The following is a 19,576-nucleotide window of genomic DNA, read 5'->3' as shown; positions in this document are numbered from 1 at the left end:
AATGGTATCCAAGGCTGGTTGGCTAATTTTATCAGCTAGCCTTACACCGTCTGAAACTGACTGTATTTATTTTACCTGTTGAGTACCCATGCGTAACAACGTTGTCCGGTCGCTGCTTGTCGTCGGTCTGCTGTCCATCAGTTTGTTAACCACCTTTGGTCTGACCAGACCAGGGCGTTTGCTTTGGCATCGCATTGCCCACTCCAGAAAAGTACATAAAGCCCACAAACGGCCAAACACGACACCGGTTTCCCGAACTACGGCGGCTCCTTACGTTGCCGGTCCGGCAGCGAAACCTGTCGAAGTATTTGCCCTGCCCGACAGTGGACAGACCTGGGTAGACAGCGTCTTTCGCACGCTGACCCCCGAACAGAAAATCGGGCAGTTTTTTATGGTCGCTACGTTCTCCAACCGGAACGAGAACCACTACCAGTATATCGACCACCTCATTCAGAACTACAATATTGGCGGCTTGATTTTCTTTCAGGGCGGTCCCTATCGGCAGGCCGTTCTGACGAACCGTTATCAGGCGGAGTCCAAGATCCCGCTGCTTGTTGGTATTGACGGCGAATGGGGATTAGGCATGCGGCTGGATAGCGCCATGGATTTCCCCCGCCAGATGTCGCTGGGTGCTATCCGTGACAATCAGCTGATTTACCGGATGGGTGCCGAAATCGGTCGGCAGTGCCAGCGGCTGGGTATTCACATCAACTTTGCTCCCGTTTCGGACGTGAACAGCAACCCGGCTAATCCAGTCATCGGCACACGTTCGTTCGGCGAATCGAAAGAGAACGTAGCGTTGAAAGCATCGGCTTATATGCGGGGGCTGCAACAGACTCACGTTATCGCGACCGCCAAACATTTTCCCGGTCATGGTGATACGAACGTCGATTCTCACCACACCTTACCTACCGTTAGCCGCTCGTCGGAGCAGATGCGCGACATCGATCTGTATCCATTTCGGAAACTCATTGCCGACAGTCTCATGGGTGTGGTGACGGGGCATCTGCACGTACCGGTTATTGACAACACCCCGGCTCTGGCCGCTACGCTATCCGAAAAAATCGTTACGGAGCTGCTCAAGAAAGAACTGGGTTTCCGGGGGCTAGTCTTTACCGATGCGCTGAACATGGGCGGCATCAGCCGCTCACCTAAAGCGATGGATGTTAATCTACGGGCACTGATTGCGGGGAACGACATTCTGCTTTATCCCGAGAACGTCCGGGAAGCCGCCCAACATATCCTCAACGCCATTCAACAGGGCGTTATTTCGCAGGAGTTTATCGACGAAAAAGTCAAGAAAATTCTCCGGGCAAAATACTGGGTTGGCCTGAATCACTACAAACCAATTCAACTGGGCGGGTTGTCGGCAGAGATCAACTCGCCCGAAGCCGAGTTGCTGAAACAGGAACTTTGTGAGCAGTCAATCACCGTTGCCAAGAACCAGGATGATCTGCTGCCATTCAAGCGGCTGGACACGCTGCGGCTGGCCTCGGTAGCCATTGGAGCCGAAGCGGGTAACGTTTTCCAGAAAACGCTCAATCAATATGCTCCCTTTCATACGCTGGCCTTCCCCGAAAAACCTATTTCGGATACGGAGCTGAACAGCATGATGGCGCAGATTGGCGACGCGAATACGGTTGTTATCAGCTTCCACCACATGAGTGAGTCGGCCAACCGTAAATTTGGTTTGACGAAAGCATCACTCGACCTCATTAGCCGGTTGAAGCAAAAAGGGACTAAGGTTGTCGTTACGGTCTTTGGCTCGCCCTACAGCATGCCGCTGTTTACAGGAGCCGACGCCCTGGTTTGCGCCTACCAGGAAATGGACGATATGCAGAAAGTCGCTCCGCAAATTCTGTTTGGCGGACTGGGCTCGCGGGGTATGCTGCCCGTATCGACGGGAGAGTTCAAAGTGGGGATGGGCGATCTGGTCAGCCCCGAAGGTCGTCTGTCGGCGGGTTCGCCCGAGAGCGTTGGCATGAAATCGGCCACGCTGGCCAAAATCGATGCCATCGTTCAGGGAGCGGTCAAGAGTAAGGTTGTTCCTGGTTGTGAAGTACTGGTAGCCCGCAAAGGCAAGATCGTTTACAGCAAGAACTTCGGGGCTCTGACTTATAGTCCCGGCGCTCCTAAAGTCACCGACGAAACGCTGTACGATCTGGCTTCGCTGACCAAAGTGCTGGCTACGCTGCAATCGGTTATGGTGCTGTACGACCGGAAAGCCATTGATATTACCCAGAAGGCATCGGTTTATTTACCCGAATTACGGGGTACGAATAAACAGAATATTACGTTGCAGGACCTGCTCTGGCACCAATCGGGTATGGTATCATTCTACCCCACCACCTGGGACCGTACCCGGACGCCGGGCGGTGGTCTGAAAGCGCAATTCTATAACCCTACCCCCGACAGCCTGTACACGCTTCAGGTGGCGCCCAATCTGTGGGGAGTGCCTGCCCTGCGGGATTCCGTCTGGAAATGGGTTGTTCAGTCGCCGATGTCGCGCAAGCTGGACGAATCCGGTAAAGCAGCCTACGTATACAGCGATCTGAACTTTTTGATGCTTCAGAAAATTGTGGAGCGCGTATCCCGTCAACCGCTAGACAAATTCGTCACCGAGAACGTCTACAAACCACTAGGACTGCACCAACTGGGCTTTACACCCCTTCAACGGTTGAAAAACCCGATCTGTGCCCCTACGGAGCAGGATACGTATTACCGGAATCAATTGCTGGTTGGTACGGTGCATGATCAGATGGCGGCCGTTCAGGGTGGGTTATCGGGGCATGCCGGTCTATTCGGGAATGCCCGGGAGATTGCTACGCTGCTGCAGATGAACTTACAGAAGGGGACGTATGGAGTACAGCGTATCCTGAACCCAATGACGGTTCCTTTTTTCACACAGACGTTGAGCAATCGGAGTCACCGGGCGCTGGGCTGGGATAAGCCCAATCCAGAAAGTTCGACCAGCGTTTATCTGGCCCCTCAGGCGTCGTCGCGTTCATTTGGTCATACCGGCTTTACGGGGAATGTTGTCTGGGTTGATCCTGACGAAGAACTGGTTTTTGTTTTTCTGTCGAACCGGATTTATCCGACCGCTGGCAACAACTCAATCAACACGACCAAACTACGCCGGCGAATCCATGAGTTGATTTACAGCTCCATTGACCAGTAGGCCTATTTAATACTGTTTTTTCTTCGAGCCTCTGCGTAACCGCAGGGGCTTTTTTGCTATTCCTATCTGACGCCCAATCCGGATTTGCCATGAGCGAGCTTTCTTTCGTTCATAAAATCTTATCTTTATATCCCTATAATTTTCAGTTAGTCAGCTTTATGAATGGCCGTATCCTTTACGTTTACTTTTTCGTCTGGTTATGTAGTTTTGGCCTAGCCCCAAGTGGTTGGGCACAGACGATTACCGCTACGTCTGTTAATTCCACTAGTGTTTGTCCGGGGGGGGCCGTTACGGTTATGTTTTCAACCAGCGGTACGTTCGGTGCTTCGAACACATTCACGGCGCAGCTCTCCGATCCAACCGGCGCCTTTTCGACCACAACCGCTATCGGCAGCGCAACCAGCGGAACCGTAGTGGCAGCTACAATTCCGGCCGGGGCAGTTGCAGGCTCATATAAAATTCGAGTTGTTGCCAGCAATCCAGCGACAGTTGGTCCGGCCAGCACCCAGACAGTAACGGTGAGCACACCCGGCAAACCTGCTGTGACTAATCCAGCCGCTTACTGCGTGGGCATTGATGCCGCTGTCCTGTCGGCAACGGCATCGGTGGGTGGCGCACTAAACTGGTATGGCCCCAACGCCACCGGCGGAACAGCATCAGCAGTGGCTCCGAAACCAGGTACGAGTGCAGCAGGCACAACTTCGTATTACGTAAGCCAGACAGTTAATGGCTGCGAAAGCGCCCGGTCTGAAATTATTGTTACGGTTAAGGCCAGCCCTCCAGGTCCTGTCGCCAGCCCGGTAACGTTTTGCGTAGGTCAGACCGCCAGTCCCCTCACCGCAGGCGTCAACAGTGGGGGGGTACTGAACTGGTACGGTACCAGCCAAACGGGTGGAACAGCTTCGGCAACAGCCCCTACTCCGCCTACTACCGCGTCAGGCGTGACCACGTACTATGTCAGTCAGACAGTGGATGGCTGCGAAGGGCCACGGTCGTCTTTGGCCGTAACAGTCAACCCCATTCCGGCCGCCCCTTTGGCAACGTCGCCTAATCCATATTGTAAAGACTCTCCGGCGACAGCACTGACCGCAACCGGACAAAATCTAACCTGGTACACATCGGCTACCGGCGTGACGGGGACCAATGCAGCAATTATACCTTTAACCAACACTGCCGGAACTCAGACCTATTACGTTAGCCAGAAGGTTAACGGTTGCGAGAGCCCCCGATTTGGAATACCAGTCGTCGTAAAAGAGTTGCCCAGTGCCCCCGCCACAGCGGCTGTTTCGTTCTGCCAGGGAACAAGTTCACCTATGTTGAGCGCAACTGCCTTGACCGGTGGAACATTAAACTGGTATGGCACGAATCAGTTAGGCGGCTCGGGCTCAGCAACACCACCCGCCGTTCAGAACACGAATGCTGGTACGTTCACGTACTACGTAAGTCAGACGGTGGATGGCTGCGAGAGCCCGCGCGCAGGATTGGTTGTTACGGTCAGGGCTACACCTGCTTTGCCAAATGTTTCATCGATCACAGCCTGCCAGAATCAGAGCAGCAGTGTTACGCTGTCGGCTACGCCCGCAACAGGAGGCACGTTGAACTGGTATGGTACCAGTCAGACGGGCGGTACCCCTTCGCCTACAGCGCCAGCACCATCTCTTACGGCAGTAGGCGCTACCACATATTACGTGAGTCAGACAGTTAATGGCTGCGAAGGCGGTCGGGCGGCCCTATCGGTTACCGTCAATCCTGTTCCAGCGGCTCCAACAGCTACAGCGCCAGGCCCGTACTGCCGGAATACGACACCGGCTGCGTTGACAGCAACGGGTACGAACCTGACCTGGTACACCAGCGCAACAGGTGGCTCAGGAGACAAGACAGCGATACCACCAAGTACCAGTACAGCGGGCTCGACTACTTACTACGTTACTCAGACCGTCAGCGGCTGCGAAAGTCCCCGTCAGGCAATTACGGTTGTTGTTAAAGAACTGCCAGTTGCGCCTTCGGTCTCGTCCGTTGAGTTCTGTCAGAGTGCTACGGTCCCCGTTCTAACGGCTTCGGCTTCGACCGGGGGTACGTTGAGCTGGTATGGCACGAACCAGACAGGGGGCACAGCCTCGTCTACGGCCCCGACTGTTTCTGCGGCCACAGCGGGTTCAGTCACGTATTATGTAAGTCAGACGGTGGATGGCTGCGAAAGCTCACGTGTCGGACTCGCTGTACGCGTCAAAGCAACACCAGCCGTGCCAGCGACCAGTTCCGTCAGCTATTGCAATAATGCCCAAACTCAGTCCCTGCAGGCATCTGGCTCCAGCCTGAAGTGGTACGATGGTTCAGGCACACTTCTGCCTGCGGCACCTACCCCACCATCAAGCAGTGTAGGCACGCAAACATTTCAGGTTACTCAGACGGTGGATGGCTGTGAGAGTGCCCGCGCTTCGTTGGTTGTTACCATTAATCCTATTCCGACGCAACCCGCTGTAACTAATATCAGCTATTGCCAGGCTTCGACCGATCAGCCCGTCCAGGCCGTTCAGCCACTGACGGCAAACGGAACTAACCTGCGCTGGTATATAGCTAATGATGCTACGACGGCGGCCCCTACTCCCGTGATCAGTCAGACGGGCGTGCAGTCTTATCAGGTAACGCAGACGGTTAACAGCTGCGAGAGTGAGAAAGCTACGATTCAGGTAACGATCAATACAACTCCTGCACCAATAGCATCCAAGACGCTTTACAATTATTGCATCGGCGACCAGGCAACTCCGCTGGAAGCTACGGCTACAGCGGGTGCTACGTTACAGTGGATTGATCCGTACAATCGGCTGTACACGAATGCACCAGTACCCGCTACGACCAACGCCAACGTCGACGCCTTTGGCGATCCTTTTTACGTATATCAGATTGGATCAAATGGCTGTTACAGCCCGCGTACTACGATCCGGGTTGTTGTCAATACAACCCCGTCGCTGGCGCTGGTGGCACCAACCAGTAGTGTCAACCTGGGTGAGTCCGCACAGATCCGGTTGCAGTTTACGGGTTCTGCGCCGTACAGCTACACCCTGACCGAAGGATACTCCGGCGTTTCCCGGGCATCAGACACTACGATTTCGGTTCTGCCACGGGCAAATACAACGTATCAGATTCTGGCGGTGCGAAATGGTTGCGGCACGGGGGCGCCGGGTAATCCAGCCACGGCGACGATTACGGTTCGCGTACCGACAATTTCGACCAGTGCGCTGGCGTCAACTACGCTCTGCACAGGCCTCACTCTATCGGTTCCCTTTGCGTCTACCGGTCAGTTTAATGCAGGAAATGCCTTCCGGGTCGAACTGGCTAGTGTGAGCGATACAACGAAGAAATACACCATCCAGTCGACCTCAACGGGATCACCAATTTCGGTTACGCTGCCGAATACCGTTCCGGGTGGACAGTATCAGGTTCGGGCGGTCGCGTCGAACCCGTCCATCCCCATCGTGGGCACTAATAGCCCAACGCAATTGACAGTTCGGGGATTACCTACAGCCGCTTTGACTGGTAATCAAACCATCTACGAAGGATCACCGGCCAACCTGACTATTACGTTCGGGGGTGATGGTCCCTGGACGATCAACTACGCTGATAGTCTGCAGACGTATTCGGCCACAGCTACCACTAATCCGTATATAGCCGAAGCCCGGCCAGCCAGACGAAGTACTTACCGGCTTACTAGTGTAGCAAACGTTTGCGGGACCGGCACTACGTCGGGAACGGCTCTGGTAACGGTACTACCGCTACTCGGCATAGAAGATACGTCGCTCGACCCGGTTGTTAAAGCGTATCCGGTACCGACATCGGCTATCGTTACGGTCGAGCTGGACCTGCTCCTCACGCGTGAACCAGCGGTCTTGTCGATTACAACCCTAGGCGGTCAGCCCATACAGCGACAGGTGACCCGCAACCGGCGCAATGAACTCGACATGAGCGGGCAACCCGGCGGCACCTATCTGCTGCGCATTCAGGTTGGCGAGCGGCAAACGGTCAGAAAAGTAGTTAAACTGTAACTGCATTGGGCTGATCACCCTTGATCGGCCCGTTATTTTTCATTGCCAATGTTCTCCGACGAGTATTTCATGAGCCTGGCGCTCGAACTAGCCGAAGAAGCGGCCGACGCGGGTGAAATTCCGGTTGGGGCCGTTATTGTTTCCCGCAATCGACCCATTGCTAAAACGCGCAACCAGACTGAGCAACTGAACGACGTAACGGCTCATGCCGAGCTAATGGCAATTACAGCCGCGACGCATTACCTGGGCAGCAAATACCTGACGGACTGTACTATGTACGTTACGCTGGAACCCTGCATTATGTGCGCGGGAGCGCTGTACTGGGCACAACTAGGTCGACTGGTTATCGGGGCTCCGGACGAAAAACGCGGTTACAGCCGGGTCGGCCCATCGTTACTTCACCCCAAAACCCGGATCGAAACGGGTGTGCTAGCCGACGAATCACAGGCGTTGCTGTTAAACTTTTTCCGGCGTCTAAGAACATAATCAAAGACGACTTTGTTAATCCAACCGAATAATCTTCCATTCTAACTAACAGTACAATGGCTTTTGTATTAGACCCACTACCCTATTCGAGCGACGCGCTGGAACCCAATATCGATAAGCAAACCATGGAAATCCACCATGATAAACACCATAATGCTTACGTAACGAACCTGAACAACGCGATTGCAGGCACCGAACTGGAAAGCAAAACCATCGAAGAAATTCTGGCGTCGATCAGCCAGGCTCCGGTGGCCGTTCGGAACAATGGGGGTGGTCACTATAACCACACATTGTTCTGGAATACGCTGTCGGGCAACGGCGGTGGCGAACCAACTGGCGAGCTGGCCGAGGCCATTACCAAGAAATTCGGTTCGTTCAGCAGCTTCAAAGATGAGTTCACGAAAGCGGCCACGACCCGCTTTGGCTCGGGCTGGGCGTGGCTGATTGTTACCCCGGAGGGTGAAGTAGCTATTACATCGACCCCTAATCAGGACAACCCGTTGATGGATATTGCCGACGTAAAAGGTTTCCCGATCATTGGTCTAGACGTGTGGGAGCATGCTTACTACCTGAAATACCAGAACCGTCGGCCCGACTATATAGCAGCCTACTTTAATGTAGTTGACTGGGATGCAGCCGAGAAACGCTACCAGACGGGTAAAACCCAGGCAGCCTAATATTTATTTTTGCCCTACTGCACTGATTAGTAATTCTTTTGTGATTACTTAGCGTAGTAGGGCAAAAAAATATTGACTATTTGCTGGTTAAAAGCGTATATTTGCAAACTCAAAATGGTGATTGTAGCTCAGTTGGTTAGAGCGTCGGATTGTGGTTCCGAAGGTCGCGGGTTCGAGCCCCGTCTTTCACCCTACTAAAAGCCCCAAATCAGGGGCTTTTTCAGTTTACATATTTTCAACATTTACGCATACAAGCTGTTGTCAGTGTATGCTCCCGAGTATTTTCCCGTCTTTCCGCTATTATCCAGCAATCAAAACGGTACTGATGCTGGCGTATATTGCCGGAACAATTGGGCTGCAGATTCCCGCCCTGGCTACCTACTTCCGGCCGCTCACGCCCGTTACGTTAGTACTCTCGCTTACCGTTTTATTGATTTATCACACCGACTGGCGCCCAGCATTTGTCTATTACGTCATCCTGGCCATATTGGTTGGCTACTTCGTTGAGTTACTGGGTGTAAAAACAGGCGAAATTTTTGGTGAATATGCCTACGGGGAGGGTCTTGGTATTAAACTCTGGGATGTTCCGCTGGTTATTGGTCTCAATTGGCTCATGCTTTCCTACTGCTGTGGCTCGGTCTGCGCTCAGTTTCCTCTCTCCGTTTTTCAGAAGATTGCAGTAGCAGCCTCGCTCATGGTCCTGCTGGATTTGTTCATTGAGCCGGTGGCGATAGACCTGGATTTCTGGACCTGGTTCGGACGCCCCATTCCCTTACAGAACTATGTAGCCTGGTGGGTCATTTCAGCCATTCTGTTTACAGCCTGGTTTAATTTCCCGTTCAATAAAGCGAACAGGCTGGCCAAATGGCTGCTTTTGGCGCAGTTCGGTTTTTTTGGCATACAGGCGCTGTTTAATCTTTTTCAGTAATCATTAAACAAATTCCCGATTCAGCAGTTTTTTGCCTGACTGTCGGCATTTGTCTAGACTTATCGTTACGTTAGGAAACCGACATATTTTTCCTTTCTATCTGGCGAATAATTACATGAGTACGTACTCAATAAAGGATTTAGAACAGCTTTCGGGCATCAAGGCACATACGTTACGCATTTGGGAACAGCGCTATAATATTCTGGCCCCCAAGCGAACCGATACAAACATCCGCACCTATGATGATCAGGACCTCAAGCTGGTTCTGAATATATCGCTCTTAAAAGATCATGGATACAAAATCTCCGAAATCGCCAAGTTATCGGTTGAGGAGCTTTATAGAGAGGTTATTAAGTTCTCAACTAGTCAACTTACGTACCCGGATCAGATTCATGCGCTGACCATTGCCATGATTGACCTGGATGAGGAGCGTTTCGAAAAAATTATCAGTACCAATACGGTACAGTTTGGCTTCGAGAATACGATGAATAACATCGTGTACCCCTTTATGAGCCGTATTGGTATGTTGTGGGTAACGGGATCGGTGGGCCCAGCGCAGGAACATTTTATTACCAACCTGATCCGGCAGAAAATTATCGCTGCTATTGATGGCCAACTGGGCCGGCGGAAACCTGACAGCAAAAAATACCTGTTGTTTCTGCCTGAAGGCGAACTTCATGAAATTAGCCTATTATTCGCTAATTATATAATCCGGGCGCGGCAGAACCAGGTTATTTACCTCGGCCAGAGTCTACCTTTCGACGAATTGGTACTGGCTTATACCATTCATAAGCCCGACTATCTGGTAACGGCGATTACGTCGGCGCCAGCTAACCATGAAGTACAACCCTACGTAGACCGGTTGGCTAAAAATTTCCCCGACGCGCATCTGCTTCTAACGGGTTATCAGATTGTCGGCCAGGATATTACCTTACCCGAAAAAGCAACCGTTATCAATCAAATGGAAGACCTGATCAGGGTTGCAGAATCATAGCCATCCTGATGGTACCATTATAGATTATTGCTTACGAATTCACTACGTTTTGTGGCTGCCCGGTGAGAAAAGCCCGTACATTGTCGGCTACCAGATGCATAAGCCGCTGGCGGGCTTCCTGACTTGCCCAGGCGATGTGAGGGGTAATAATGCAATTTTTAGCCATCAGAAGAGGATTATCAGCCTTTGGCGGTTCAGCGGCCAGTACATCGAGTCCAGCCCCCGCCAGCCTACCATTATTCAGGGCAGCAGCCAAATCGGATTCGTTGATTAAGTTTCCCCGGCTGGTGTTGATGAGATAAGCCGATGGTTTCATGAGCGACAACAGGTTCTTGTCCACAAAGCCGATAGTATCCGGCGTTGACGGGCAGTGCAGCGACACAACATCGCTCTGACTGAACAACGTTTCCAGATCGACGTACTGCGTCCTATCATCAGCCTCCTGCCTGGGATGCCGCCGGTTGACCAGTACATTCATACCAAACGCTTTGGCAATAGCAGCTACGCTTTTACCGATATCGCCGTAACCAACCAGCCCCATTGTTTTACCCGCCAACTCAACCAGCGGAGACTTACTGTACGAAAAGTCTGGTGATGCTACCCAGTCACCTTCATGTACACTGATCGAATGGCGACCAACCTGAAGCGTCAGTTCCAGCAGCAGCGCAAACGTGAGCTGAGCGACGGAGTCCGAGCTGTAGCCGCGAACGTTCGTTACCACAATCCCTCTTTCTTTTGCCGCGGCCAGGTCGATGATGTCGTAGCCCGTTGCCGTTACGCCGATATACCGCAGGTTAGGCAGTTGGCCGAGCGTTTCCCGGTTGATCTTAACTTTATTAACCAGCACCAGCTCGGCATCCCGAATCCGCTCGATAAGCTGATCCGGCGCGGTCCGATCATAAAACGTTACGTCGCCCAGGGCTTCGATGGGTGCCCAGTCCAGGTCACCAGGATTGAGGGTATAAGCGTCGGTATAAACCAGTTTCATACGTGTATTATCGTGTTATCTGCCCCCGGGCAAAGGCCAGGGCGCGCCGTTCGGCGTAGGTATGTATATCCCGGGAAACGGCGAAACCAACGTGGCCGCCCGTCCGTGGGGTTTCCAGAAAGATATAGGGATGTTCGGCTGCCAGCCAGTCTGGGGAACACTCCGGCGACAGGATCGGGTCGTTTAGTGCATTCAGCAGCAGAACGGGCACCTGAATGCCCGCCATGAAATTTACGGCTGAAGCCTGCTGGTAGAAGTCGTCGGCATCGCGGTAATCGTTGACGGGAGCCGAAAAGAAATCATCGAAATCTTTCCAGCGCTTCACCTGCCCTACCTTCGTCATGTCGAGTCGACCGGGAAAGCTGGCCGCTTTCTGACTTATTTTGACCAATAGCTTCCGCCGAAAGCGGTCCCGATAAAATCGATTCCCGGGACGATCCAGCAGATGCGCGCTGGCACACAAATCCGTTGGTGCCGAGATAGCGATACCGCAGGCAATAGCTCGGGGGATCTGGCTGCCGTGAACACCCAGGTATTTCAGCGTAATATTACCGCCCATGCTGTAGCCCACTAGCACTACTTCATCGTACTGTTCGTTACGTAGCGCATAGGTGATAACTTCACCCAGGTCGCCAATCTCACCGTGGTTATAGAGCCGGAACGCCCGGTTCATTTCGCCACTACATGACCGGCAGTTCCAGGCCAGTACGTCGTATTGATGCTGGGCGAAGAGTTTAGCAGTGCCAAGAATGTATTGTCGATGACTATCGCCCTCCAGGCCGTGGGTCAGGATCACTAGCCGTCGTTGGCCAGTTTTTATCCAGTCAAGGTCAACAAAATCCTCATCAGCCAGCGTTAGCCGCTCGCGCTGGTAGGTTACGCCCGTTACCTTCCGCGTCAGACTGGGAAAGATTGTCTGTAGATGGCCGTTGTATTGGTAAGCTGGCGAACCCGGATAAGCAGAAGGAATAATCGGCATACAGAAACAACGGTTACTTTTGGGGCGTTGTTGTAAAACAAAGGTAGTACCATGATCTATGCCCGTTACGTTTCCGTCATCCTGGCCAGTACACTTAAGTTTCTGGGAGGACCGTTAACCGGTCTGGCGCTAGGGCTCTACTGGCTGGAAACCGCCCTTTGCTCAACGTTGGGCATGATGATCAGCGTAGTACTCGTTACCTACGCCGGAGCGGCCCTACGCGCCCTCGTTGCCCGGTTTCGCCCCCAAAAACCAAAGCTATTTACCAAACGAACCCGACTGGCGGTACGTATCTGGAAACGATTTGGCATGGCGGGTATCGCCTTTCTTACACCACTTATTCTGACGCCCATTGGCGGTACCGCGCTGGCTGTTTCGTTCGGCGTTCAGCGGGCCCGGCTGCTGCTCTATATGCTGCTGAGCGGACTTGGCTGGGCTGTCGTCCAGACGCTGGTACTGTATCAGCTCCCGCTGTTATACAGCTTGTTCAAACACTAACGGCTGACGGGGACGCTGGGTTTAGCCGTCGATTTTTTCTGATAATCACCCCGCGAGAAATACTTCTCGATAAAGCAGTACATCAGAATAAAGAAATACCGGCTGCCCATCTCCTTAATTTTCAGCTTCGACTCACCGTATTTCCGATTGGTCCAGCTATTAGGCACCACGGCGTAGCTGTATCCCCGCACAATAGCCTTAAGTGGCAGCTCGACGGTCAGGTTAAAATGAGGGGCCAGGAAAGGTTTCACGCCTTCGATGGTTTCGCGTTTGTAGAGTTTGAAGGCATTTGTGGTATCGTTGTATTTGATACCCATCACCATCTTGACGATGAAGTTGGCTACCCGGTTGATGACTTTCTTAAGGGCTGGGTAATCGATCACTTTGCCGCCCGCTTCCCAGCGCGAGCCGAATACGGCATCGACGTCGGTATCCAGCATCTTGTTGTAAAACTTCACCAGGTCTTCCGGGTCATCAGACATATCGGCCATGAAAACCGCCACGCAATCACCCGTAAAACGTTCCAGCCCATAACGCACTGCGTAGCCAAAGCCATTAGGGCCAGGATTGGTATAATAGACCAGCGTTGGAATTTCAGTCGCGGCCAGGTTCTCCAGTACCCGCAGCGTTCCGTCCTTCGAATTGTCATTCGTTACGCAGATTTCGTGTGGAATCCCGTGTTTAGCCAGTGTCTGATACAGCGATCGCAGCGTTGGGGTAATGGATTCCTCTTCGTTATAAGCCGGTATAACAACGCTCAGTTTCATAGGATGCTTGGTAATGGATGGATTGGTCACGTTAGCGGTGCGGCAACAGCCGAATAGTACTGTATAGTTTGCTTAGCGGCTCAGGAACTACGTAATCCCGCATGATTTTTCGGGTGTCGCGCCAGGTGGGCCGGTTCAGATGCAAATACTTCAGCGCGTAAAAAGCCCGCCGAAAATAGCGATTTTTATACTGCTTTGCATCCAGCATCATCCGATAATAACGGGAGATATTCCGGCGCAGTACGCGGTCATATTTGTAATCCAGCTCGCGGTTGATATCGCGGTACATCTGAATCCGGTTGCGCAGGAAGGTTTCATCGTAGTAATTATCAGCGAAACTGGCCCCGCCCCGATTTTTCCGGTAAACCGACATAATATCAGGCACGTAACCAATCTTACCCAGCTTTGCTTTCAGAATCAGGCGGGGGATATCACCGCTGGACGACTCCCGGAACCAGGCCGGATATTCCTTGATGCTGTTCCGGTACATCGTGCTGGACGTAGCCATAAACCAGATTTCGTCTTCACCAATCAGGTCATCAACGGTGTAATAGGGCTTCATATCCGGCCCGTTCAGAACATGCTCGGGGGTGCCATCTTCGTAAGTGATAATAGCATTATGGAAGTTCATCGAGTAGTCTGGATGTGCATCCAGCTGGTCGGCCTGTTTCTGAAGTTTTAGCGGATCGGTCCAGTAATCGTCACCGTCCATAAGTGCGTAATACTCCCCCTTGGCCAGTTTCAGTGTTTCGAGAAAATTGATCCCGCCATTTTTACCCATGTTACGTGGGTGCAGTACACCAATTACCAGGCCGGGATGCAGACGTTCATACTCCTGAATGATTTCCCGCGTACCATCACTCGAAAAGTCATCGCCAACCAGAATTTCAATAGGAAACGTGGTCTGCTGCATCAGCGCGCTGTCGATGGCTTTCCGAATAAATTTATGCTGATTATACGTGATAATCAGAACACTCACTTTGACCATATATAAAAACGGACCCGGCTTTAACGCAACCTCGCGGGCGCTAAGACCGGGTCCTTTGTTGACCGTAAAATTACAACGATTGATGCTTCGTTGTCACGCTCGACTGAATTTTCCTGACTGAACGGCCGAATCCACGGGGGCCGAATCCACGGGAGCCTCGTCTAGGCGGCAACCGTATATTCGAATTCTGTGGAGCCAGCTACTTACATAGTAGCTTCAGCTACGTTCGCTTTATCCGCAGTTTTGATCTGCGCTTTCCAGCCTTGTGGCTCATCTTTATCAGCCGGTGTTCCCCAGGGATTATAGAACGGCAGAATCGCTACCCAGCGGCCCGCCGGATCTTCCCAGCTAAAACGGTCGGCAAAGCTGGATGGGCTTACCCAGTGTGGCAGATCGTAGCGGAACAGCAGCAGATCGCCTTCGTCCTGATATCCTTCCGTTTCGATGATATGGTCGTTAATGACGTAGCCCGTACCACCCGAGTTGTAGTCCTTGCCGTATTGGTTCAGCGCCAGAATCAGACCTACTTTCTGCGGATTCAGCGGATGCCAGTGGCGACCGAAGAAGCTACCACCCAGTGGGTAGTGCGTAATCTGCGGGTGGAAATAAGGTTCTCCTTTCCGAATACCAAACGCTTCGTTGTTACTCGTCAGGTTGTTCCAGAATTTCCGCATCGGGTCGTGGACGCCCAGCAGCGTTTGCTGAAACCCGGGTTCCAGGTCCAGGATAGCGTCGAAGGTATGATCGTGGAACAGCTGAGGAGCCTGCTGAATCTTGGCGATGTGCAGCCGTTGCTTATGCTGATTATTATCGAATGTGTCCGGTCCTTCGGCCAGGGGGGTTTTAGCCGCCCATTCCCGCGTACCGTATATAGCGTTACGCAGCGTTTCCTTAGGAATACCCGTTTTGATAATAACGATGTTGGGTTCGTTCACCAACCGCATTACTTCCTCGTACGGAATCTCCGGAACGATCTGACCATCCTTAAATTCAGCGTCAACTTTTATCAGGTATTTTGCGACTTCTTTCATGGTTGCTTACTTAACGGATTTACACAAATTAGCGCGCTGGCTATGATTTATGCAAACGTAACTTATCGTGTGTTACAGTTGATATGACCGCAGCCTGACTGGCAACTGATTTTTCTCAATTCGGCTACTCTTCTACCGCATAGCCGAAGCCGGAAGCCCCGAAGCCGTTGCCATTGTAAAACATGGTCCATTTACCCTGATGGGGGAAAATGTGGCAGTAGTCCATCATTAACGAATCCCAGCCCTCGGCCGAGCGTTCGATACCAGCCAGCTCGTCTTTCCGCTCCCAGGTGATACCATCCTTGGATTCAGCGTAGCCGATCCGGTAACTGCGCTGTACGTCGGTGCGGTAGTTGGTCGCGTTCCGGTACGAGAAATACATTTTGTACACATCGCCGTCTTTGTAAACCGTTGGGCGACCGATAGCGTCCGTAAATTCGTCGTACCCAACGCAAACCTGACCGGTACGTTCCCAATTGATACCATCTTTCGACTCCGCGTATTTCACGTCATAAAAGGGTTCGGGATGTCCGTTTATCACCTCAATTTTCGTGCAGGAAAGGTACCACATCCGCCAGCGAATTGATCCATCGGCGTTTTTTTCCTGCATGACGCAGGGCTGTGCCACCCATACCTGGTCGTAGATAGACCGATCCATCAGCGGGCCGGTGTACTTCCGCTCGAACGTCAATCCACCATCGCGGCTAATGGCCAGCCCAATGGCTAACCGGTAGCTGGCGGTAGCGCTTACGTTCCAGCCGGTGTAATACAGCCAGATTTCATCGGTTCCGTCCTCGCCCTTGATCGGTAAAAACCAGGAAGGCATCGTCCCCGTCTCGTCAAACGTACCAACATCCCCTTTCATCAGACAGGCCTTGTCGTGGACGTACGTTACGTTGTTCAGGTCATTGGGATCGAGTTCGACGAACGATACCGCCGACGAGATATTCTCATCGCGGGTTGAAAAATAAGCCCGCACTTTTCCGTCCATCGGATAGCCAAAAGGCACTTGCGCATGCGTCCGGCTGAATGGTTTTGATCCGTCCGGTTTATAAATCAGTCCTTTTTTTGCCCACATCGTCTTTTTACTTTTTGTCGTTATTCACTCTGCCGCGCCCGATCGTTCCGGACGTAAATCCGGGTATCGTCGATCAGGCCGACGTATTTATAATTGTTGCGAACGTAATCGCCCAGCGGTTTTATCATTTCGTGCCCCTGCGTAGTACGGTCAGTCATCCACAGATTAAACTTCCCCACGGCATCAACAAAAACCGGCGGGGTCGATCGGATAAAATCCCGGACGTAGCGTTGTTGGTAGGTTTTCAGCAAGGGATGCTCAAATGCGCTCCGGATGGTGTGGTTTTCGTTCACCCCCTGCGGCATTTGAGTCTGTACGTAGTAATCGCACCGCCAGCCCCAGACCACCAGTTTTTCGCCGGGTTGCGCGTATTTCCTGATCTCTTTGGCTACGGGGCTCTGCTGAATGACCCAGCCGTTCTGCCATATTGAGGGATACGGATTGATCGGCTGTTTGTTTTTATAATTCATCACGACCTGCACCCCAAATCCCAGCAGCACCAGCACGGCAGCCGACATACCCAGCCAGTAACCGTTTCTAATGATTGGCTGTATCTGCGACCAGCCGTAAGCCATACCCAGCAGGAGTGGCCCCATCAGAAAAAACAGGTAATGCAGGTAACCCGACCCCGTCCGGGTAATTGAAAACAGCGTAGCCAGCATCAGCACAACCACAAAACCGGTCTGCGTCATACTTGTCTGCGTGAACTGAAACGAGTTCCGCATTGACAATAAGCTGCCCACTACCCAGGTGAGCAGGGCGAGTACAATAAACCAGCAGAGTGGACCGCTGTTATAAAAATAAGTGGGTAGCTGCAGCAGCGTTTCCAGTTGGTTGGTGTTGCTGGCATATTTGAGATTACCGATAATGTAGAACGTAACGAAGTCTTCGTAAACGCCACTTATCCACATAAATCCCACAAACAACAGGGGGAAAAGTACAGCCCCGGCGCCCAGCGCCACGAACCGACCCAGTTTTGCCCCGACGGATAAAGTTGGTCGAAACAGAATGAGCAGACCCACGAACAAACCCACGACGGCTGCCAGCGGAACAGCCTGTAGCTTACCGAACGGAACCATACCCAGCAGCACCCCGACCAGCGCAACCCGGGCTGTGTTGGGCGTTTTCTGGGATAATAACGTAGCGTAGAGATAGTAGCTCAGGCTGAGCAGCAGTACCGGAAACAGTTCGCTGCTGTAATGCAGAAAATCGCCGACTGGTGTTAGACCGAGCACAAAGGCAAGGGGGAGCAGGGCAACCGTAGCAGCTGTTTGGCCGTACCAGAGTTGGGCTGTTCGGGTCAGCAGCCAGAGCGATACTGCGATCAGCAGAAAAGCCGTCAGGTGGGCCGTAATGAAATCGAACGGCAGCCCCAGCAAACTGGGTAGAATGAGGAAGTAACTATCCAGCGGACCGCCCGTTGTGCCGTCCACGGATCGAAAGTAGACCGGGTCCTGACGTAATGTGAGCGCCTGAGTAATCATCTGACTCTCGTCAGGATTGATTTCATTGTTAAAAACAATACTAGGCAGCCTAAGCAGAAATAGCAGACCAATGGCTGCGGCAAAGACCAGCCCCGGTTTTGGCCGAAACCAGATAACCGCGCCTACCAGCAACCAGCAAAGCCCATACGTAATGATCCAGTAAATAGCTGGATTTGGGGAGAAAAGAGGCATTATACAAAATCCGGACACCCACGTCCGGTTCTGGCTTTTTCATCAAAGCCGGACGTGGGTGTCCGGACTACGTTATCCGGACGGTTCTTATTTCGTAACGGCCAGCCGGGCAGCCATGCTGTCGTGAATCTGTACCATCGTCTCTTTCAGATCGTAGGTCCAGTTCCAGGCTGGGTAGTGTTCCTTGAACTTGTTCAGGTTGGAGATGTACCAGATATGGTCACCGCTGCGGTTGGTTTCCGAATACTGGTAGTTCATTTTGTTACCCGAAATCTCTTCGCAAAGCGCGATAGCTTCCAGCATCGAGCAGTTGGCGTAACGGCCACCGCCGGCGTTGTACACCTCACCGGCCCGTGGGTTCTGGTAGAAATGCCAGAACATATTTACCAGGTCCCAGCTGTGGATGTTATCCCGCACCTGTTTGCCTTTATAGCCGAAAATAGTGTACTGATTGCCCGTAATGGCACACTTCATCAGGTACGACAGGAAGCCGTGCAGCTGCGCCCCCGAGTGATTCGGTCCCGTCAGGCAGCCTCCGCGGAAGACGCCCGTTTTCATTCCGAAATACCGACCATACTCCTGCACCATGATGTCAGCCGCTACTTTCGACGCTCCAAACACAGAGTGCTTCGTGTGGTCCAGACTCATGTATTCGTCGATACCATCTTTGAAGTAAGGATGATTCTCGTCGATTTCCCACCGCGTTTCGGTTTCGATCAGCGGCAGGAAGTTCGGATTATCCCCGTACACCTTGTTGGTCGAGGTGAAGATAAACACCGCTTCGGGCGCATGCAGCCGGGTCATTTCCAGCATATTGAGCGTACCAACCGCGTTAACCCCAAAATCGGTGAACGGCTCGCGGGCAGCCCAGTCATGAGAAGGCTGAGCAGCGGTGTGCAACACCAGTTTGATGTCAGTGCCAAACTCCTGAAAGATCGTTTCCAACTGCGACACTTCCCGGATGTCGGCCGAGCGGTGCTGGTAGTTTTTATACGAATCGGCCAGTCGGTTGCGGTTCCACTCAGTAGACCCGTCGGCGCCGAAGAAATACTGGCGCATGTTATTGTCAATGCCGACCACCAGGTCGAATTTATCAGCGAAGAACGCAACGGCTTCACTACCAATCAGCCCAGCCGAGCCCGTAACCAATGCAATATTCATACTATTTCTAGTGCGTAAAGCGGATTGAATACTCAAATAATGCTATTCATCGGTGAATACCGACCTGACAAAGTAACGCAAAATTATGGTAGACCCGTCAGGTA

Annotated in this window: 15 protein-coding genes and 1 tRNA gene; 8 read left to right on the top strand and 8 right to left on the bottom strand. The window is 52.4% G+C overall.

The window, feature by feature from the left end; genetic code table 11:
* Positions 1 to 88 precede the first annotated feature (88 nt).
* From HU175_RS04305 to HU175_RS04275, 7 genes are all read left to right on the top strand, one after another.
* Positions 89 to 3,178 (top strand): glycoside hydrolase family 3 N-terminal domain-containing protein, encoded by a 3,090-nt coding sequence (locus HU175_RS04305; RefSeq protein WP_176565415.1) that lies wholly within the window; start codon positions 89 to 91, stop codon positions 3,176 to 3,178.
* A 158-nt stretch (positions 3,179 to 3,336) separates the two neighbouring features.
* Positions 3,337 to 7,221, top strand: a complete 3,885-nt coding sequence (locus HU175_RS04300) for a T9SS type A sorting domain-containing protein (protein ID WP_176565414.1) — start codon at positions 3,337 to 3,339, stop codon at positions 7,219 to 7,221.
* A gap of 48 nt (positions 7,222 to 7,269) precedes the next feature.
* A complete protein-coding gene (locus HU175_RS04295) occupies positions 7,270 to 7,707 on the top strand; it encodes a nucleoside deaminase (protein ID WP_176565413.1) in 438 nt (145 codons plus the stop codon).
* 56 nt (positions 7,708 to 7,763) lie between these two features.
* Positions 7,764 to 8,384, top strand: a complete 621-nt coding sequence (locus HU175_RS04290) for a superoxide dismutase (protein WP_176565412.1) — start codon at positions 7,764 to 7,766, stop codon at positions 8,382 to 8,384.
* Positions 8,385 to 8,500: 116 nt separating this feature from the next.
* Positions 8,501 to 8,576: transfer RNA gene (locus HU175_RS04285), tRNA-His, on the top strand.
* 76 nt (positions 8,577 to 8,652) lie between these two features.
* Complete coding sequence (locus HU175_RS04280; protein ID WP_176565411.1) at positions 8,653 to 9,312, top strand: carotenoid biosynthesis protein; 660 nt, start codon at positions 8,653 to 8,655, stop codon at positions 9,310 to 9,312.
* A 115-nt stretch (positions 9,313 to 9,427) separates the two neighbouring features.
* On the top strand, positions 9,428 to 10,306 hold the full coding sequence (locus tag HU175_RS04275; protein ID WP_176569119.1) for a MerR family transcriptional regulator: 879 nt from the start codon (positions 9,428 to 9,430) through the stop codon (positions 10,304 to 10,306).
* 31 nt (positions 10,307 to 10,337) lie between these two features.
* On the opposite strand, the gene HU175_RS04270 is transcribed toward HU175_RS04275, so the two are convergent.
* Positions 10,338 to 11,294, bottom strand: coding sequence for a D-2-hydroxyacid dehydrogenase (locus HU175_RS04270; protein ID WP_176565410.1), 957 nt, complete (start codon positions 11,292 to 11,294; stop codon positions 10,338 to 10,340).
* Positions 11,295 to 11,301: 7 nt separating this feature from the next.
* Positions 11,302 to 12,273, bottom strand: coding sequence for a YheT family hydrolase (locus HU175_RS04265; protein WP_176565409.1), 972 nt, complete (start codon positions 12,271 to 12,273; stop codon positions 11,302 to 11,304).
* A gap of 51 nt (positions 12,274 to 12,324) precedes the next feature.
* On the opposite strand from HU175_RS04265, the gene HU175_RS04260 reads away from it, so the two are divergent.
* Positions 12,325 to 12,771 carry a hypothetical protein gene (locus tag HU175_RS04260; RefSeq protein ID WP_176565408.1) on the top strand — a complete coding sequence of 149 codons (447 nt, stop codon included), beginning with the start codon at positions 12,325 to 12,327 and terminating at the stop codon, positions 12,769 to 12,771.
* Here the strand turns inward: HU175_RS04260 and HU175_RS04255 are convergent.
* From HU175_RS04255 to HU175_RS04230, 6 genes are all read right to left on the bottom strand, one after another.
* Positions 12,768 to 13,538 (bottom strand): glycosyltransferase family 2 protein, encoded by a 771-nt coding sequence (locus HU175_RS04255; protein WP_176565407.1) that lies wholly within the window; start codon positions 13,536 to 13,538, stop codon positions 12,768 to 12,770. The genes HU175_RS04260 and HU175_RS04255 overlap by 4 nt on opposite strands.
* A 31-nt stretch (positions 13,539 to 13,569) precedes the next feature.
* Positions 13,570 to 14,526 (bottom strand): glycosyltransferase family 2 protein, encoded by a 957-nt coding sequence (locus tag HU175_RS04250; protein WP_176565406.1) that lies wholly within the window; start codon positions 14,524 to 14,526, stop codon positions 13,570 to 13,572.
* A gap of 203 nt (positions 14,527 to 14,729) precedes the next feature.
* Positions 14,730 to 15,557 (bottom strand): hypothetical protein, encoded by an 828-nt coding sequence (locus HU175_RS04245; RefSeq protein WP_176565405.1) that lies wholly within the window; start codon positions 15,555 to 15,557, stop codon positions 14,730 to 14,732.
* A 124-nt stretch (positions 15,558 to 15,681) separates the two neighbouring features.
* Positions 15,682 to 16,635 carry a hypothetical protein gene (locus tag HU175_RS04240; protein ID WP_176565404.1) on the bottom strand — a complete coding sequence of 318 codons (954 nt, stop codon included), beginning with the start codon at positions 16,633 to 16,635 and terminating at the stop codon, positions 15,682 to 15,684.
* Between the two features lie 20 nt (positions 16,636 to 16,655).
* Complete coding sequence (locus HU175_RS04235; RefSeq protein WP_176565403.1) at positions 16,656 to 18,311, bottom strand: hypothetical protein; 1,656 nt, start codon at positions 18,309 to 18,311, stop codon at positions 16,656 to 16,658.
* Positions 18,312 to 18,398: 87 nt separating this feature from the next.
* Positions 18,399 to 19,472: an NAD-dependent epimerase/dehydratase family protein gene (locus tag HU175_RS04230; protein ID WP_176565402.1), complete on the bottom strand. Its 1,074-nt coding sequence runs from the start codon at positions 19,470 to 19,472 to the stop codon at positions 18,399 to 18,401.
* Positions 19,473 to 19,576 lie beyond the last annotated feature (104 nt).

It is taken from the genome of Spirosoma sp. KUDC1026 (assembly GCF_013375035.1).
GTDB lineage: Bacteria > Bacteroidota > Bacteroidia > Cytophagales > Spirosomataceae > Spirosoma.
The sequence above is the reverse complement of the archived record's forward strand: the minus strand, read 5'-3'. Positions and strand labels throughout refer to the sequence as shown.

What these genes read in the sequence shown, in the direction of transcription:
- HU175_RS04275 (WP_176569119.1), top strand. Translation starts at nt 9,428, where the DNA reads ATGAGTACGTACTCAATAAAGGATTTAGAACAGCTTTCGGGCATCAAG.
- HU175_RS04235 (WP_176565403.1), bottom strand. Translation starts at nt 18,311, where the DNA reads ATGCCTCTTTTCTCCCCAAATCCAGCTATTTACTGGATCATTACGTAT.
- HU175_RS04300 (WP_176565414.1), top strand. Translation starts at nt 3,337, where the DNA reads ATGAATGGCCGTATCCTTTACGTTTACTTTTTCGTCTGGTTATGTAGT.
- HU175_RS04305 (WP_176565415.1), top strand. Translation starts at nt 89, where the DNA reads ATGCGTAACAACGTTGTCCGGTCGCTGCTTGTCGTCGGTCTGCTGTCC.
- HU175_RS04245 (WP_176565405.1), bottom strand. Translation starts at nt 15,557, where the DNA reads ATGAAAGAAGTCGCAAAATACCTGATAAAAGTTGACGCTGAATTTAAG.
- HU175_RS04290 (WP_176565412.1), top strand. Translation starts at nt 7,764, where the DNA reads ATGGCTTTTGTATTAGACCCACTACCCTATTCGAGCGACGCGCTGGAA.
- HU175_RS04230 (WP_176565402.1), bottom strand. Translation starts at nt 19,472, where the DNA reads ATGAATATTGCATTGGTTACGGGCTCGGCTGGGCTGATTGGTAGTGAA.
- HU175_RS04270 (WP_176565410.1), bottom strand. Translation starts at nt 11,294, where the DNA reads ATGAAACTGGTTTATACCGACGCTTATACCCTCAATCCTGGTGACCTG.
- HU175_RS04280 (WP_176565411.1), top strand. Translation starts at nt 8,653, where the DNA reads ATGCTCCCGAGTATTTTCCCGTCTTTCCGCTATTATCCAGCAATCAAA.
- HU175_RS04295 (WP_176565413.1), top strand. Translation starts at nt 7,270, where the DNA reads ATGTTCTCCGACGAGTATTTCATGAGCCTGGCGCTCGAACTAGCCGAA.
- HU175_RS04250 (WP_176565406.1), bottom strand. Translation starts at nt 14,526, where the DNA reads ATGGTCAAAGTGAGTGTTCTGATTATCACGTATAATCAGCATAAATTT.
- HU175_RS04255 (WP_176565407.1), bottom strand. Translation starts at nt 13,538, where the DNA reads ATGAAACTGAGCGTTGTTATACCGGCTTATAACGAAGAGGAATCCATT.
- HU175_RS04240 (WP_176565404.1), bottom strand. Translation starts at nt 16,635, where the DNA reads ATGTGGGCAAAAAAAGGACTGATTTATAAACCGGACGGATCAAAACCA.
- HU175_RS04265 (WP_176565409.1), bottom strand. Translation starts at nt 12,273, where the DNA reads ATGCCGATTATTCCTTCTGCTTATCCGGGTTCGCCAGCTTACCAATAC.
- HU175_RS04260 (WP_176565408.1), top strand. Translation starts at nt 12,325, where the DNA reads ATGATCTATGCCCGTTACGTTTCCGTCATCCTGGCCAGTACACTTAAG.